General features: G+C 61.7%; 13 protein-coding genes and 1 tRNA gene. 9 read left to right on the plus strand and 5 right to left on the minus strand.

Annotated features, from left to right (window positions below):
- Positions 1-237 precede the first annotated feature (237 nt).
- The gene (gene sfsA / locus ACQRBR_RS05320) at positions 238-1026 is read right to left on the minus strand and encodes a DNA/RNA nuclease SfsA (RefSeq protein WP_427812506.1); all 789 of its coding nucleotides are present in this window, start codon (positions 1024-1026) and stop codon (positions 238-240) included.
- A gap of 140 nt (positions 1027-1166) precedes the next feature.
- On the opposite strand from sfsA, the gene ACQRBR_RS05325 reads away from it, so the two are divergent.
- The 3 genes from ACQRBR_RS05325 (at position 1167) to ACQRBR_RS05335 (ending at position 5371) form a co-directional block, all read left to right on the plus strand.
- Positions 1167-2345 (plus strand): pyridoxal phosphate-dependent aminotransferase, encoded by a 1179-nt coding sequence (locus tag ACQRBR_RS05325; RefSeq protein WP_168935023.1) that lies wholly within the window; start codon positions 1167-1169, stop codon positions 2343-2345.
- Between the two features lie 461 nt (positions 2346-2806).
- Positions 2807-4216, plus strand: a complete 1410-nt coding sequence (gene thrC / locus ACQRBR_RS05330) for a threonine synthase (protein ID WP_303880597.1) — start codon at positions 2807-2809, stop codon at positions 4214-4216.
- A gap of 90 nt (positions 4217-4306) precedes the next feature.
- Entirely contained in the window at positions 4307-5371 is a 1065-nt protein-coding gene (locus tag ACQRBR_RS05335; RefSeq protein ID WP_427812507.1) for a DNA cytosine methyltransferase, read from the plus strand.
- Here ACQRBR_RS05335 and ACQRBR_RS05340 read toward each other — a convergent pair.
- From ACQRBR_RS05340 to ACQRBR_RS05355, 4 genes are all read right to left on the minus strand, one after another.
- Complete coding sequence (locus ACQRBR_RS05340; protein WP_427812508.1) at positions 5368-6294, minus strand: HNH endonuclease; 927 nt, start codon at positions 6292-6294, stop codon at positions 5368-5370. The genes ACQRBR_RS05335 and ACQRBR_RS05340 overlap by 4 nt on opposite strands.
- Complete coding sequence (locus ACQRBR_RS05345; RefSeq protein WP_427812509.1) at positions 6281-6694, minus strand: very short patch repair endonuclease; 414 nt, start codon at positions 6692-6694, stop codon at positions 6281-6283. Before ACQRBR_RS05345 ends, ACQRBR_RS05340 begins: the two co-directional genes overlap by 14 nt.
- A gap of 79 nt (positions 6695-6773) precedes the next feature.
- Entirely contained in the window at positions 6774-8474 is a 1701-nt protein-coding gene (locus tag ACQRBR_RS05350) for an AMP-binding protein (protein ID WP_427812510.1), read from the minus strand.
- A gap of 68 nt (positions 8475-8542) precedes the next feature.
- Entirely contained in the window at positions 8543-9115 is a 573-nt protein-coding gene (locus ACQRBR_RS05355; protein ID WP_204626583.1) for a cupin domain-containing protein, read from the minus strand.
- Positions 9116-9250: 135 nt separating this feature from the next.
- Between ACQRBR_RS05355 and hypF the strand changes: the two genes are divergently transcribed.
- The 6 genes from hypF to ACQRBR_RS05385 all read left to right on the plus strand — a co-directional run bounded on the left by hypF (position 9251) and on the right by ACQRBR_RS05385 (position 15840).
- The gene (hypF, locus tag ACQRBR_RS05360) at positions 9251-11788 is read left to right on the plus strand and encodes a carbamoyltransferase HypF (protein ID WP_427812511.1); all 2538 of its coding nucleotides are present in this window, start codon (positions 9251-9253) and stop codon (positions 11786-11788) included.
- A 162-nt stretch (positions 11789-11950) separates the two neighbouring features.
- Positions 11951-12026: transfer RNA gene (locus tag ACQRBR_RS05365), tRNA-Ala, on the plus strand.
- A gap of 206 nt (positions 12027-12232) precedes the next feature.
- Complete coding sequence (locus tag ACQRBR_RS05370; RefSeq protein WP_040369654.1) at positions 12233-13129, plus strand: hypothetical protein; 897 nt, start codon at positions 12233-12235, stop codon at positions 13127-13129.
- Between the two features lie 122 nt (positions 13130-13251).
- A complete protein-coding gene (locus tag ACQRBR_RS05375) occupies positions 13252-14409 on the plus strand; it encodes an MFS transporter (RefSeq protein ID WP_427812512.1) in 1158 nt (385 codons plus the stop codon).
- Entirely contained in the window at positions 14409-14912 is a 504-nt protein-coding gene (locus ACQRBR_RS05380) for a methylated-DNA--[protein]-cysteine S-methyltransferase (protein WP_427812513.1), read from the plus strand. The genes ACQRBR_RS05375 and ACQRBR_RS05380 overlap by 1 nt, the downstream gene beginning before the upstream one ends.
- 163 nt (positions 14913-15075) lie before the next feature.
- Positions 15076-15840 (plus strand): response regulator transcription factor, encoded by a 765-nt coding sequence (locus ACQRBR_RS05385; protein WP_297231024.1) that lies wholly within the window; start codon positions 15076-15078, stop codon positions 15838-15840.
- Position 15841 lies beyond the last annotated feature (1 nt).

Consider the following 15841-nt stretch of genomic DNA (forward strand, 5'->3'; position numbering starts at 1 on the left):
GGGACACATCGCCGCAAGGCGGTATCCGCCCTGTGCCGGAGCGGCAAACGGCGAATCCCTTTCCGGCCGGAAACGGCCGATGCGCCCGCCACAGTTTGCCGCCCGTCATTGTGCGCGTTTTTGTCCCAATGGGCAACAGGGAGGAACAGGCGTAGGGAAGGGGCGCTCACGCGCTGTGGGGTGCCCCTATGAAAATGGCCCCGCGCCCCTCCGCATCACATCCCCAACAGGAGGATGTCACAGTCCGGCGGGACGGGGCGCCACGGGCAGCAGACCTTCCAGCTCGATACCGACAGGGCTCACCGAGGCGCGGTAGGGATAGATCTCCACCCCGGCATCCATCGCCTCATAGAACAGGGCCGCATAGGCGGGGTCCACCACGTCCGCCGGACCGAAGCAATGGCCGTCCGGGCGCTGCACCAGATAGAACATGGCCGCGCGTTCGCCGCAGCGCACGATGTCCATGAGCTCGCGCAGATGCTTCTGGCCGCGCTCCGTGGCCGCATCGGGGAAGCAGGCCACGCCGTCTTCCACCATGGTCACGTTCTTGCACTCCACCCACAGCGGCGGCAGATCCGGCCCGGTAAGGCAGGCATCCAGGCGGCTCTCGCCGCGTTTGGCCTCCCGGCGGCATTGCGTGTATCCGGCGGCAAAGGCCAGCCGCCCGGCATGGAAGGCAATTTCTATCATGCGGTTGGGCACGCTGGTGTTGACGCCCACCCAAAAGCCACGGCCCAGGGCGGAGCTATCCGCGTCTTTCTCCCCGCCGGGCAGGGACGGCACGGCCCGTTCGGCCAGCCAAACGGCCTCCTGCGTGTAGGGCAGCTTGCGCGCCGGATTGGCCGCGGGCGAGGCCAGCAGCGGGGCTCCGGCCAGGGTCAGACCCAGCATGCTGCCGGAATTGTTGCTGTGTACCCAGACGTTCTGCCCGTCCAGCAGCATCTCCACACTGAAGCGCTTGTAACGCCTGATGAAACGCCCCACCACACAGCCTTGGGGAAGGGGCAGCAACGGTGTTTTTTCCATGGATCATCCTTAAAAGGGACACAGGGCCGCGAGGAAGGGCCCTCGTTTACAGTCAGATATGAACCTGATACGCTATTGCGCCGTGACCGGAGCGGGCGCGCCGCAGTCCGGCCACTCCTATTCCAGGCAAGGAGCACCCTATGCAGATTTCCGAACGTGTGCGCACCATGAAGCCCTCGCTGACCCTTAGCGTCAACACCCGCGCCATGGAGTTGCGGGCCCAGGGCATACAAGTCACCAGCCTGGCCGTGGGCGAGCCGGACTTCCCCACCCCCAAGCATATCTGTGAGGCCGCCAAGGCCGCCATCGACGCCAATTTCTGCCGCTACACGGCCGTGCCCGGCATCCCCGAGCTGCGGGCCGCGGTGGGCGGTTACTTCAAAAAATTCTACGGCGAGGACATCGCCCCCGAATGCACCATCGTTTCCGCCGGCGGCAAGCATGCCCTGTACAACTTCATGCAGGCCTCCATCAACCCCGGTGACGAAGTGCTGCTGCCCGCCCCCTACTGGGTCAGCTACCCCTATACCATCCAGCTGGCCGGCGGCGTGCCCGTCATCGTGCAGGCCTCGCTGGAACAGGGCTTCAAGGTCACGCCCGAGATGCTGGACGCCAAGTGCACCGACAAGACCAAGCTGCTGGTGCTCAACACGCCCAGCAACCCCACGGGTGCCGTCTACAATGCCGAAGAACTGGCCGCCATCCTGGACTGGGCCGACAGCCGCGACGTCTACGTGCTGACCGACGAGATCTATGACCAGCTGGTCTTCGCTCCGGCCAAGATGGCCAGCGCCGTGCACCACTTCGCCAAAAATCCCGAAAAAGTGGCCATCCTCAACGGCGTTTCCAAAAGCTTTGCCATGACCGGCTGGCGCGTGGGCTATGTGGTGGCCCACCCCGAGATCATCAAGAAAATGTCCAGCATGCAGGGCCACTGCACGTCCAACATCTGCTCCATCTCGCAAAAGGCCGCCCTGGCCGGTCTTACCGGTCCCCTGGATTTCCTGGGCGAGATGCGCAACGCCTTCCAGCGCCGCCGCGACCTGGCCATGGACATCATCAACGGCTGGGATTTCGCCTCCTGCCCCTGCCCGGACGGCGCCTTCTACCTGTTCGTGGATGTGCGCAAGTGCTTCGGCGGCACGGTCAAGAACTCCACCGAGCTCTGCACCTGGCTGCTGGACAAGGCCCGCGTGGCCGTGGTGCCCGGCGCCGCCTTTGGTGACGACAACTGCATCCGCTTCTCCTACGCCGTCAGCGACGACACCCTGCGCGACGCCCTGCAGCGCATCGGCGACGCCCTGTCCCAGCTGCGGTAGAGGCTGTTTCTTGAGGGGAGGGGTTCCCCCTCCCCGCAAACTCCCCTCCCTTTCCCCAGCGCGCTTTATTTGAAGGAGATCCGCCCTCCCGGCAAAAAGCGCCCCGATGAATGCCCGGCTGTACCCGCCAAGCGGGCAGCAGCCATCCCTCAAAGAAGGGGCTCCTGCAGGAGCTCCTTCTTTTTCATTTTTCATACCACTCAGACTCTTTTGCCCTTCCTGCCGGGGGACCGGCAGCGGGGCACGGCCATCATGCCACGCCGACCGCCATCCACCTGAATAAAATGCGTTTGGAGAGGGGTGGGGGCCCGGGGGAGGGGAGGCCGCCCGCGCCTCCCCCGTCCCTGCCTGCCCTCTCGACAAGTCACGGGAGAGGATGGTAAAAAACTCCTTTCCTCATCCTGTCCCTGCAAGGAGATTATCCCGTGTGCCAGAGTGATTTTCCCGCCTATCGCGGTCAGATGGAATATGTGTGCCTGCACTGCGGCCAGCGTTACCCCGGTGACAGCCTGCTCTACACCTGCCCGTCCTGCGGCGGCGTGTTCCTGCTGGAAAACACCAAGTTCGACGAACTGAAACAGCGCAGCGGCGCGGAATGGCGCGAGATCTTCGACCGCCGTGCCTCCACCCGCAGCACGGCCCTGCGCGGCATCTTCCGTTATTATGAACTGCTGGCGCCCCTGCTGGACGAGGAAGACATCGTCTACCTGGGCGAAGGCCTGACCCCCATCGTGGAAGCCGCTCCGGCCCTGCGCGACCGTGTGGGCGTGCCCTTTGCCTACAAGAACGACGGCCAGAACCCCAGCGCCTCCTTCAAGGACCGCGGCATGGCCTGTGCGTTCAGCTATCTGAAATGGCTCTGCCGCCGCCACCAGTGGGACGAGGTGCTGACCGTCTGCGCCTCCACCGGTGATACCTCCGCCGCCGCGGCCCTGTACGCCTCCTATGTGGGCGCGCCCCTCAAGAGCGTGGTACTGCTGCCCCACGGCAAGGTGACTCCGCAGCAGCTCTCCCAGCCTCTGGGCAGCGGCGCCACGGTGCTGGAACTGCCCGGCGTGTTCGACGACTGCATGAAGGTGGTGGAGCATCTGGCCGAGAATTACCGCGTGGCCCTGCTCAACTCCAAGAACAGCTGGCGCATCCTGGGCCAGGAATCCTATGCCTATGAAGTGGCCCAGTGGTACGGCTGGGACGTGTCCGGCCTGTGCATCTTCGTGCCCATCGGCAACGCGGGCAACATCACGGCCGTCATGTCCGGCTTCCTCAAGATGCTGGAACTGGGCATCATCACCAGCCTGCCGCGCGTCTTCGGCGTGCAGAGCGAACACGCCGACCCCGTGTACCGCTACTATGCCGCGCCCAAGGACGCCCGCGTGTGGCAGCCCGTGACCGTCACCCCCAGCGTGGCCCAGGCCGCCATGATCGGCAATCCGGTCTCCTTCCCGCGCGTGCAGCGCCTGGCCGAGAAGTTCATCGAAAAGGGCGGCGAAAAGGCCTTCCAGGTGGTGCAGGTGACCGAACAGCAGATCATGGACGCCATGATCGTGGCCAACCGTCACGGCCACATCGCCTGCACCCAGGGCGGCGAATGCCTGGCCGGTCTGGTCAACGCCCGTGCGCTGGGCCTGGTGGGCGATGACGAGCACGCCGTGCTGGACGCCACGGCCCACGCCCTCAAGTTCTCCGGCTTCCAGGACATGTACTTCAACAACAGCTTCCCCGAAGCCTACGGCGTCAAGCCCCAGGCCGAGCTTTCCAACAAGCCCGAACTGCTGCTGCCCGAAAGCGCCCGCGAAGGTAAGGACGTGGCCACCTTCGCCCGCATGGGCGCCGATGCCGTAGTGGCCCGCCTGGGCCTGAGCCGCAAGTAGAAAATATTCTCCAGTCTTCTATATTAAAACTGTAAAAACGGCAGGATATTTATCCTGCCGTTTTTACAGATAACATAAAACAACTTTAATATGTATAAACTTCTTGATCTCTTCTCCGGCTGCGGAGGAATGACTCTCGGATTTACAGATCCTCGCTTTTGTGGTGGTTTCAAGAGCATCTTCGCTATTGACAATGATAAATCTGCTGCTGCTAGTTATAGCCTTAATTTCGGAAATCATAATGTCTGTGGTGATATTGAAGAATGGATTTTAAAAAATCATGATATTCCTAAAGCAGATATCGTCATCGGAGGACCTCCGTGCCAAGGATTTAGCCTTCTAAATAAATCCAGACATGGTGACGCCCGACGTGCACTTTGGCAGCCATATATGGATATTGTCGCAAGATCCGGTGCAGCAACATTTGTTATTGAAAATGTTCAAGGACTTCTTGGTTCACCGGAACACGAAGCAATCATTCATCGCGCCGCAGAGCTCGGATTTTTGACCACGGCAGCCAGGTTAAACGCAGCTGATTATGGAACTCCGCAAACCAGAATCAGAACCTTTATTTTCGGCTGGAAAAAATGTTTCGCACCTGACGTACCATACCCACCTCAGATGACGCACTCACAATATCCTGAAAAATCTAGACTTCCTCGCTGGAAAACAACCAGAGATGCAATAAGCGACCTTCCCGATCCGGTAGGTACAGATATCCGAGATGTTCCTCCGCCGCTAGATCTTCATTTCGGCCGTAACCCGACAGAAAAAAGTTTATTGCGCTATCAGGCTGTTCCTCCTGGTGGGAATCGCTTTGATCTACAACGCAATGCCCCTGAACTGACCCCTGCCTGCTGGATCAGAAAAACTAGCGGCGGTACAGATTTATTCGGCCGTCTCTGGTGGGATAGACCGTCTGTAACAATTAGAACAGAATTTTTTAAACCGGAAAAAGGTCGTTATCTTCATCCTGAACAACATCGGCCGATAACACATCGAGAAGCAGCGCGTCTGATGGGCTTTCCTGATGATTTCCGCTTTACCGGTTCAAAGACTGAGATTGCTCGCCAAATCGGTAATGCCGTACCGCCTCCGCTCGCAGGAGCAGTGGCTCGACATATCCGTGGTTTGCTTGATGCCTGGCTCTCCTAATGCTTTTTGTGCCGAACGTCATGGCAAATATTGCACAGTGTTATTAAATTATCTGTTGTGTTTTCGCCTCCCGCCGCATGCGGCTTTATATGATGTGCTTCAAGATGGCGCGGATCAGAACGGTTCCACTGTTCATGTGTCCATCCACAATCCTGACAGGTATAGTTATCCCGGACAAGAACATCCCGGTAAATTTTTTCCGGGATTTTTCTGTCATGTTCAGGAGCCTGTCTGTCCTGTTCCAGCACATATACCCCGACAGGCAAATCAGGGCGGCCGGTAAAATGCGTGACTATCGGCCAGCCAAATTCCGTTCGTAATTCACGGATACGACGAGCCCACTCTGTTTTATTTCCGGCAACGTAACGCAATTCATCGATTACCACCTCTTTACCTACAAATTCTCTCATATACTTCAATATTTTATCACGGACACTGTATCCTTGTTTCCGGATATCATTCGCGACATTCCACCTGTATGCGGCTTCAATATCTTGCACATCAGAAATCAAAATATATTGGTCAGGTTTTAAATTTATATTTTCTGTTTCAAATAAAGATTTAATTTCTTCCCGGCTCATAGCCTGAAGCGTCACACCGGTAAGAATCTTCCATCCGTACTGGACTCGTAATTCCCTAACCCTACGGGCGTATTCAGAAATGCCTGCAACGACCATCAATTCATCGCCGGAAACAATTATCCCCTTATACTTTTTGAGATAAGATAAAATGCGATCCCTTGCGGAAGTTATATTTTTCCCCTCGACAAGAGAAGCTCCTAAATTCCGTAAAGTTTCATTCACCGGTACCAGATACAGAACCTGTTCCCGAAGACTTCCATCCTTCAAATACATTTCAAAATTATTGAGAAGATCAATAAGTTTTCGTCTGTACAGCTCAGAATTCTGTTTAACGATGCTCATTTATCCCTCCTAAAAAATCAGTCAATCGTTGTCGCAACATATCTTCATTTTTCATTTCGCACTGCCAGATAACAAGACAAGAATAGCCTAGTTTCTTTAGACTATCCAGTGCGAGCCGATCTCGTTCTTTATTTACAGTAATCTTATGTTTCCAAAATTCATGATTTGTTTTTGGAATTGTTGCCCGCTTGCAGTTTTCATGACCATGCCAAAAACATCCATGAACAAATATAATAGATTTATATTTGGGAAGAACGATGTCAGGTGTCCCCGGCAATTTTTTATTATGGATTCGAAAACGATACCCCATTCTGTGCAAAATAGAGCGCACTTTTTTTTCAGGAGTTGTGTTTTTACTCCTTACCTTTGCCATATTCAGGCTTCTCTGCTCTTTACTCAATCTGTCCATATATAAAAAAAGATGTCGGGAATCCCCGACATCTTTCCTCGATTTTTTCTGAGAATATAACCTATAGTCCCTACTTGGCGGTCTTGGGGTCCGGCTCGGCCATGGCTTCGGGCCAGCGCTCGGCGGCCATCTCGCGCAGTTTGAATTTCTGGATCTTGCCGCTGGCGGTCAGGGGGAAGCCGTCCACCACGGCGATGTAGCGCGGGATCTTGTACCAGGCGATCTTGCCGCGGCAGAAGGCGCGCACGTCTTCGGGCGCCACGGGCACGTCGGGCCGGGCGATGATAAAGGCGCCCACTTCCTCGCCGTACTTGCGGCTGGGCACGGCCACCACCTGGATGTCCAGCACGCCGGGCATGCCCATGAGGAATTCCTCGATCTCGCGCGGGTAAACGTTCTCGCCGCCACGGATGATCATATCCTTGATGCGGCCGGTGACGCGCACGTAGCCGTTCTCGTCCATGGTGCCCAGGTCGCCGGAATGCAGCCAGCCGTCAGGGCTGATGGTGCGGGCCGTCTCTTCGGGCATATTGTAGTAGCCCTTCATGACGTTGTAGCCGCGGCACAGGATCTCGCCCACTTCACCGCGCGGCAGCTCCTCACAGGTCTCGGGGTCGCCGATGCGCACCTCGATGCCGGGCATGGCGCAGCCCACGGTCTCGCAGCGCAGGTGCAGGGGGTCGTCGGGGTCGGACTGGGTCATCACCGGCGAGCCCTCGGTCAGGCCGTAACAGATGGTGATGTCCTTCATGTACATGTCTTCCACCACGCGCCGCATGAGCGGCTCGGGACAGACGGAACCAGCCATGATGCCCGTGCGCAGGCTGGAGACGTCGAAGCGCTTGAACATCTTGTGTTCCAGTTCGGCCAGGAACATGGTGGGCACGCCGTACAGGGCCGTGCAGCGCTCGCTGTCCACGGCGGCCAGCACATGCAGGGGATTGTAGGCTTCGAGGATGACCATGCAGGCCCCGTGGTTGACGCAGGCCGAGACCCCCAGCACGCAGCCGAAGCAGTGGAAGAGCGGCACGGGCAGGCAGACGCGGTCCTCATCGGTGAAGCGCTGGTTGCGGCCGATCCAGTAACCGTTGAGGCCCACGCCCACATGGGTCAGCATGACGCCCTTGGGGAAGCCCGTGGTACCGGAGGTATACTGCATGTTGATGGCGTCCCAGGGGTCCAGGCTGTCCTGCCGGGCCTGGTACTCGGCATCATCGGTCATGACGGACATGGACAGGATCTCGGGCACGGAATACATGCCGCGATGCTTCTCCGCGCCCAGGAAACAGACGCGCCGCAGATGCGGCAGGCGCGCGAAGTTGAGCCGGTCGCGGCTCTGGTAGCGCAGCTCGGGGGCCAGAGTGTAGAGCGTGTCGATGTAATCATGGTCGCGCAGGCTGTCCATGATGAAGATATTCTCGCACTCCGACTGGTTGAGCAGGTATTCCAGCTCGTGTTCACGGTAGTTGGTGTTGACCGTGATCAGGATGGCCCCGATCTTGGCCGTGGCGAACTGCAAGGTCACCCAGTAGGGCACGTTGCTGGCCCAGACGGCCACCTTTTCCCCTTTCTGCACGCCTAGCGCCATGAGTCCTTTGGCGAACAGATCGACGGTATCGGCAAACTCGCGCCAGGTCTGGCGGTAGTTGCGGTCGGCATAGACGATGGCTTCCTTGTCGGGGATGCGGGCCACCGTCTCGTCCAGGATCTGGCCAAGGGTCTTTTCACGCAGTTCGAACAGCGCCTGGCGCTGGCGCACTTTCTCGTCCATGGATCATCCTCATATACCGCGCGGGGTGCGCGGGCTGTGTACGCAAAAGGGCTGGGGAACGACGGAGACTACGGCGTGTAGGTCACGGCCAGCAGCTGGGCCGGGTCGTCGCCGTGCGCGCCCACGTAGTGGGGCACGATGGAGTTGTAATAGATGGTCTCGCCGGCCTTCAGGTAATAGGTCTCGCGACCGTAAACCACCATCAGCTCGCCCTTGAGTACCAGGATGAATTCCTCGCCCTGGTGCGAGATGGTCTTCCGCTCTTCGTCCTTGTCGGGATAGATCTCGATGAAAAAAGGCTCCATGTTGCGGTCGCTCTTGCCCTTGCCCAGCGCCTGATAGATGTAGCTGGAACGGGGAGTGCGTCCGGTGTGCATGGCGGGGTCCACGCTGCCCAGCTGGTCTATGCGGGAAATGATGGGATCGCGGGTGAACTGGTCATCCAGAAAGGTGCCCAGACGTACGCCCAGCGAGCGGGCCACCTTCTGCAGGGGGCCGATGGTGGGATATATCTCGTCATTTTCCATGCGTTCCAGAAAATTGACGGTCAGTCCCGTATTCTGTGAGAGGGTCTCAAGATCCACGTTCCTTTCCTCGCGGAACGTGCGGATGCGCTTTCCGACACTGCTTTTTCCGGCCATGTCTGTCTCCTGTTGCAGCCTGTGCAGAAAAACCAAGGGTAAAAAGTGTTCTGAAAAATATCATAAAGTCTTATGGCCCCGCAAGGCGGCAGTCCGTGCGTAGCGCAAACGTCGAAAAAACGCTAGGCTCACTCCATGACACAGCACAAACGTACGGCCTTGCTGGCCGCAGGACAGGTCCAGGGCGTGGGCTTCCGCCCCTTCATCTACAGGCTGGCCGTGGAAGGCGGCCTTTCCGGCAGCGTGGGCAATACCTCGGACGGGGTGCGCATCGAGGTACAGGGCCCCCCGGAACAGGTGGATGCCTTTGCCGTGCGTCTGCGCCGGGAGCTGCCGCCCCTGGCCCGGCTCACCCGGCTGGAGATCACGGAGCTGCCCCCCGTGGACGGCGAGACGGAATTCGTCATCGTGGCCAGCCACGGCCATGCCGGCCACAGCGTGCTGGTCAGCCCCGATGTGGGCATCTGCGAGGACTGCCTGCACGACATGCACACGCCCGGCAATCCGCGCTTCGGCTATGCCTTCACCAATTGCACCAACTGCGGGCCGCGCTACACCATCACCCGCTCCATCCCCTACGACCGTGCCACCACCAGCATGGCCTGCTTCCCCTTCTGCCCCCGCTGCGAGGCCGAATACCGCGACCCGCTGGACCGCCGCTTCCACGCCCAGCCCGTGGCCTGCCCGCAATGCGGGCCGCGCCTGTGGCTGGTGGACAACCCGCTGCTCCCGCCCGGCGGCACCCTGCCCCCGGACAGCGCCCCGGCAGGCTGGCCCGGCCCGGAGACCCTGCCGACGGAAGTGTCCATGCGGGATGCCGTGGCACGGGCGGCCGCCCTGCTGCGGGACGGCCGTCTGCTGGCCCTCAAGGGCCTGGGGGGCTTCCAGCTGGCCTGTGACGCCCGTTCCGCCCGCAGCGTGGCCCTGCTGCGCCTGCGCAAGCGGCGCCCGCACAAGCCGCTGGCCCTGATGGTGCCGGATCTGGCCACGGCACGGGAGCTGTGCGACCTTGCCCCGGAGCACGAGGCCCTGCTGCTCTGCCCGGAAAAGCCCATCGTGCTCTGCCCGGCCCGCAAAGGCTGCCTGCCCCCCGCCATCGCGCCGGATACCGCCGGCATCGGTCTCATGCTGCCGTACACGCCCCTGCATGCCGTCCTTTTCGACGAGCTTGTCCGCCTGACCGCTGCGGCCGGAGAGCCCGCGCCCGTGCTGGTCATGACCTCGGCCAATGCCAGCGGCGAGCCCATCTGCCTGGGCAACCGCGAGGCCCTGCGCCGTCTGGCGCATCTGGCCGATGCCTGGCTGCTGCACGACCGTGACATCCTGGTGCGCGTGGACGACAGCGTGGCCGGTGTGCGTCCCCTGCCCGCCGACGGGGAAAAACCCGCCGCGGCGCCCTTTTTCTACCGCCGGGCACGCGGCTATGTGCCCCGTCCGGTGATGCTGCCCGAAGCCTGGGGCACGGATCTGCCCTGCGTGCTGGGCGCGGGCGGCGAGCTCAAGGCCACGCTCTGCCTGACGCGCGGCAACGAGGCCTTCGTCAGCCAGCATGTGGGCGACCTGGAGAACGCCCCCACCTTCGGTTTTTATGAGGAAGTGGCCCGCCACCTGCAGGATCTGCTGGAGGTACGGCCCGCCGCCGTGGTCTGCGACCTGCACCCGGATTTCCTCTCCAGCCGCCATGCCACGGAACTGGCCCGGCGCGAGGGCCTGCCCCTCTGGCATCTGCAACATCATGCCGCGCACGCGGCCGCCGTGCTCACCGAACACGGCCACACCGGCCCGGCCCTGGCCCTGACGCTGGACGGCACCGGCCTGGGCACGGACAAGAGCATCTGGGGCGGAGAGCTGCTGTTCATGGAACTGGACGCGCCCCGCTGGCAGCGTCTGGGCCGCCTGACGCCCTTCCGCCTGCCCGGCGGGGAGGCCGCCATCCGCGAGCCCTGGCGCATCGCCCTGGGCCTGGCCCTGCAGACCGGCCTGGCCCCCGAAATGCTGGCCGGGATCTGGACGGCCTGCGCTGAAGGCGGGGACGATGTCCGTCGTGCGCCGCAGGCCATGGCCCTCACGGCGGTCAGCGAGATGTGGCGCCGGGGTCTCAACTGTCCGGCCACGTCCAGCGCCGGGCGCCTGTTCGATGCCGTATCCGCCGCGCTGGGCCTGTGCACGCACATCACCTATGAAGGGCAGGCCGCCATCCGTCTGGAAGACGCCGCCGCCCGCAGCGCCCTGCCGGGACAATGGTGGCGTATGGGGCCGGAAGAGCTGCGGGCCCCGCAGCCGGGACACGAGCTGCTGCCCGCCCTGCCCCTGACGGACGAAGACGGCCTTTTACAACTGGACGGCACGGCCCTGTTCGCCGCCGTGCTGGCCCGGCGCGACCGTCTGCCCGTGGAAGATCTGGCCGCCCGTTTCCACTGGCAGCTGGCGCAGGGCTTCACGGCCCTGGCCGTCCGGGCCGCCGCGTCCACGGGCGTGCGCGTGGTGGGCCTTTCCGGCGGCGTCATGCAGAACGCCCTGCTGGCCCGCCTGCTGCCGCTGCTGCTTACGGCGCATGGCCTCACTCCCCTGTGCCAGCAGGAAGTGCCGCCCGGTGACGGCGGCATCTCTCTGGGGCAGGCCGCCTGGGCACAGGCCTGTTTGCGGGCCGGTCTACCGTCGGAATTGGCATAGATCCAAGACAGCCATAAGCGTCTTGGGAGGCCCCGCTGCCGGGAAAGAGCTGTGCGTTTCTTTGTCAATCTATTGAAATAAAAGGATAAAAAAGAAAAATCACTTTTTTTGATTTTTTCGTTGACAGCCAGGGGCTTTTTGGGCAGTATGCATTTCTGCCGAGGGGCTGTAGCTCAGTTGGGAGAGCGCTTGAATGGCATTCAAGAGGTCAGGAGTTCAATTCTCCTCAGCTCCACCAAAAAGGAAATCAGGGTTTGCGGAAACGCAAACCCTTTTTTCGTTTTCGGCTCCCGCCATTTTCCTCATCCCCGCCACATGACGCCTCTGCGTCATTCTGTGACATTTTCACGGAGCCCATCTTCCCCCGTTGCCCTTTTTCCCGTAGCGCGCTACTAGGGGAAAAAGGACCGTCAATGACCCGGTCCAAAGAAGGAGGAAGATGAGATGAAAGGATTGTTCGCTTCCCTGGCAATGCTCTGCGCTCTGTGCGTGGCCCTGCCCGCCGCTCAGGCCAAGCCCATCCCCGGTGCCAAGTACACCTACACCCTGAAAAGCGTCATGCCCGTGGCCGGTCGCCAGGGCGTGGCCTGCGACGGCAAGTTCATCTATGTGAGCTGCAGCAAGGCCCTGTACAAGTACGACATGAACGGCAAACTGGTGGCCGAGAACAAAAAGCCCTTCGAAGGCTACTCCATCCCCTCCAACCACATCGGTGACATCGACGTCTACAACGGCGAGATCTATGTGGGCGCCGAAAACTTCATGGACGGCGTGGGCAAGGACATCCAGATCGCCATCCATGACGCCAACACCCTGAAATTCAAGCGCACGTTCAAGTTCGAGCCCAAGTCCGGTCAGGAAGAAGTCTCCGGCATCACCGTGGACCCGGTCAAGAAGACCGTGTGGATGTGCTCCTGGGTGGGCGAAGAAAGCGGCCGTCATCTGTATGAATACGACCTCAAGGGCAACTACCTGCGCAAGGTGCATCTGCAGCCCGTGCCGCAGTGGGTGCAGGGTGTGTTCTACTACAACGGCTCTCTGTTCATGACCGCTGACGACGGCACCGCCGACGACAACGAACCCGACCACCTGTACCGCATCGACATCACCTCGGACAGCAACGCCCATGTGTACATGGAAAAGGTCTTCGATGAAGCCATCAAGCAGGGCGAGATCGAAGGTCTGTGCGTCGATCCCTCCACCGGCGACCTGCTGGTGCACATGAACCGTGGCGCCCGCATCGTGCTGGGCATGGGCAAGGGCTTCTACCCCGGTTACACCGAGGAAGTCCACGAGATCTACCGCTACAGCATGGAAGCCAAGCAGCCCCCGCGCCGCTAGGCATCGTGTCTGACCTGCCTTTCCGGGCCGCCTTCGGGCGGCCCTTTTTCGTGCCCGCCTCCCTTGACGCCGCCTGCCCTGCCCGCTATGCCCATGCCGCAATCTTTCCGCAGGAGACAGGCATGGACCTTCGCAAAATACTGCTCATTTCCCTGGGGCACCTCAGCTGCGACCTCAACGGCGGCGCGCTGCCCTCGCTGATGCCCTATCTGGCCGCGGCCCACGGCTTCAACTATCAGGCCGCTGGCGCCCTGATGTTCGCCTATTCGGCCACCTCTTCCCTGGTACAGCCCGTATTCGGCTATCTGGCCGACAAACACGCCCGTTCCTGGTTCGTGCCGCTGGCCGTGCTGCTGGCGGGCGGCAGCCTGGGCCTGGTGGGCTTTCTGGACAGTTACTGGGCCATCTTCCTCACCCTCATGCTTTGCGGCGTGGGCGGCGCCCTGTTCCATCCCGAAGGGGCCCGTTATGCCAATCTCGTCTCCGGTAACCGCAAGGGCGCGGGCATGAGCATCTTTTCCGTGGGCGGCAACAGCGGCTTCGTGGTGGGGCCGTTGCTGGTGGCCGGGGCCACCTTCGTGGCGGGCCTGCACGGCACGGCCGTGTTCCTGCTGCTGTCCCTGTGTACGGCCTCGTTCCTCTTTTTCCAGATGCGCGGCTGGCAGCGCCAGATCCCCCAGAGCAATGCCGCCGCCGGACAGGCCGAACCGCGCAACGACTGGCATGCCTTCGGCGTGCTGACCCTGGTCATCGCCTCGCGCTCCATCCTTTTCCTGGGCTTCAATACCTACATCCCCATGTACTGGCATGACGTCTTCGGCCAGAGCAAGGAATTCGGCGCCATGATGCTGGCCTTCTTCTGCGTCTGCGGCGTCAGCAGCAACGTGCTGGGCGGTTTCTGGGCCGACAGGATCGGCTATGCCCGCATCATCCGTCTTTCGTGGTGGCTGGCCCTGCCCGCGGCCCTGGCCTTTGCCTGGGTGGACAGCATGTGGCTGGCGGCCCTGCTGCTGGCTCCGCTGGCCGTGGGCCTGTTCGCGCCCTTCAGCTCCATGGTGGTGCTGGGCCAGAAGCTGCTGGCCCGCAACATGGGCTTCGCCTCGGGCGTGACCCTGGGCCTGCCCATGACCCTGGGCGGCATGGCCATGCCCCTGCTGGGCTGGATCGCGGACAATTTCGGCGGTCTGGGCACGGCCATGGCCTGCCTGGTGCCCGTGGCGGCCCTGGGGGCGCTGGCCTCCCTGCGCCTGCGGGACGACGCTGCCGGGGAGCATGCGTGATGCCGGTCGCCGGTCTTGCAAGCCCCGTGGGGCCGCTCTGGCTCACGGAAAAGGACGGGCATCTGGTGGCCCTGGACAGGACATGCCCGTCCCCGGCCCACTGCCCGCCCGAGGCCATCTCCCTGCCGGGACAGCCCGTGACGAGCCCCCTGCTGCAGGAGGCCCGGGAACAGCTGGCGGCCTACTTTGCGGGCCGCCTGCGCCGCTTCGACCTGCCGCTGGCCCCGCAGGGGACGCCCTTCCAGCTGCGCGTCTGGCGGGCCCTGCAGGACATCCCCTACGGACGGACCTGCTCCTACGGCGAGCTGGCCGCGGCCGTGGGCAGCCCGCGTGCCTGCCGTGCCGTGGGCCAGGCCAACGGCCGCAACCCGCTGATGATCGTCATCCCCTGCCACAGGGTCATCGCCGCCGGTGGCGGCCTGGGCGGCTACAGCGGCGGTCTGGAGGTCAAACGCTTCCTGCTGCGTCTGGAGGCGGGGCTGCCCCTGCCGGCAGACCGCTGACGCCCCCTGCTCCCTCCCCGGCGGTTGCCTCCTGGCGCGAGTACAGGTATTATGGATAAGTTCGTATCTTTACTGTCGTTTTTGATACAGAACTGCAAAATGACAGTAAAAGTATGACATACTTTGTCATAATACCCTGTCCTTCAGCCCCAGAGTGCGGACCATGAACACGATCCATACCATCTGTATCGTCGATGACGACGAGGAAATCCGCTCCTTGCTTTCCGACTATCTGCGTCGCAACGGTTTTTCCACCTGTACGGCGGGGAACGCGGCGGAGTTCCTCGAGATCCAGCGCCGCGTGCCCTGCAGCCTGATCGTCATGGACATCATGCTTCCCGGCATGAACGGGCTGGAACTGTTCCGTACCCTGCGCGCCGAATCCACGGTACCCGTCATCTTCCTCACCGCGCTGGGCGACATCACCGACCGCATCGTGGGGCTGGAACTGGGCGCCGACGATTACCTGAGTAAGCCTTTCGAGCCCCGCGAGCTGCTGGCCCGCATCCGTACCGTGCTGCGCCGCACCGAGGGCAGCACCCGCCGCGACCAGCCCGAGACCACGCCCCTGCAGTTCGCAGGCTGGCTGCTGGACCGCAGCGCCCGCCATCTGGTGGCGCCCGACGGAGTGGTGGTCTCCCTGAGCGGCACGGAATACCGCCTGCTGGAGATCTTTTTGCAGAACCCTCAGCGGGTACTCAGCCGCGACGAGCTGCTGGAACGCACCCAGGGCCGCAACGCCGTGCCCTATGACCGCAGCATCGACGTGCAGATCAGCCGTTTGCGCACCCGCCTGCGCGACAACGGCCGCGAGCCCCAGCTCATCAAGACCGTCCGCGGCGACGGCTACGTGCTGGCCACGGACGTGCGCCCGCAGTTCGTGCGCCCGGCCCTGCCCGTGGATGCCCCCATCATGCCCGGAAAGTAGC

This window comes from Desulfovibrio sp. SGI.133 (genome assembly GCF_050313955.1).
Classification (GTDB): domain Bacteria; phylum Desulfobacterota; class Desulfovibrionia; order Desulfovibrionales; family Desulfovibrionaceae; genus Desulfovibrio.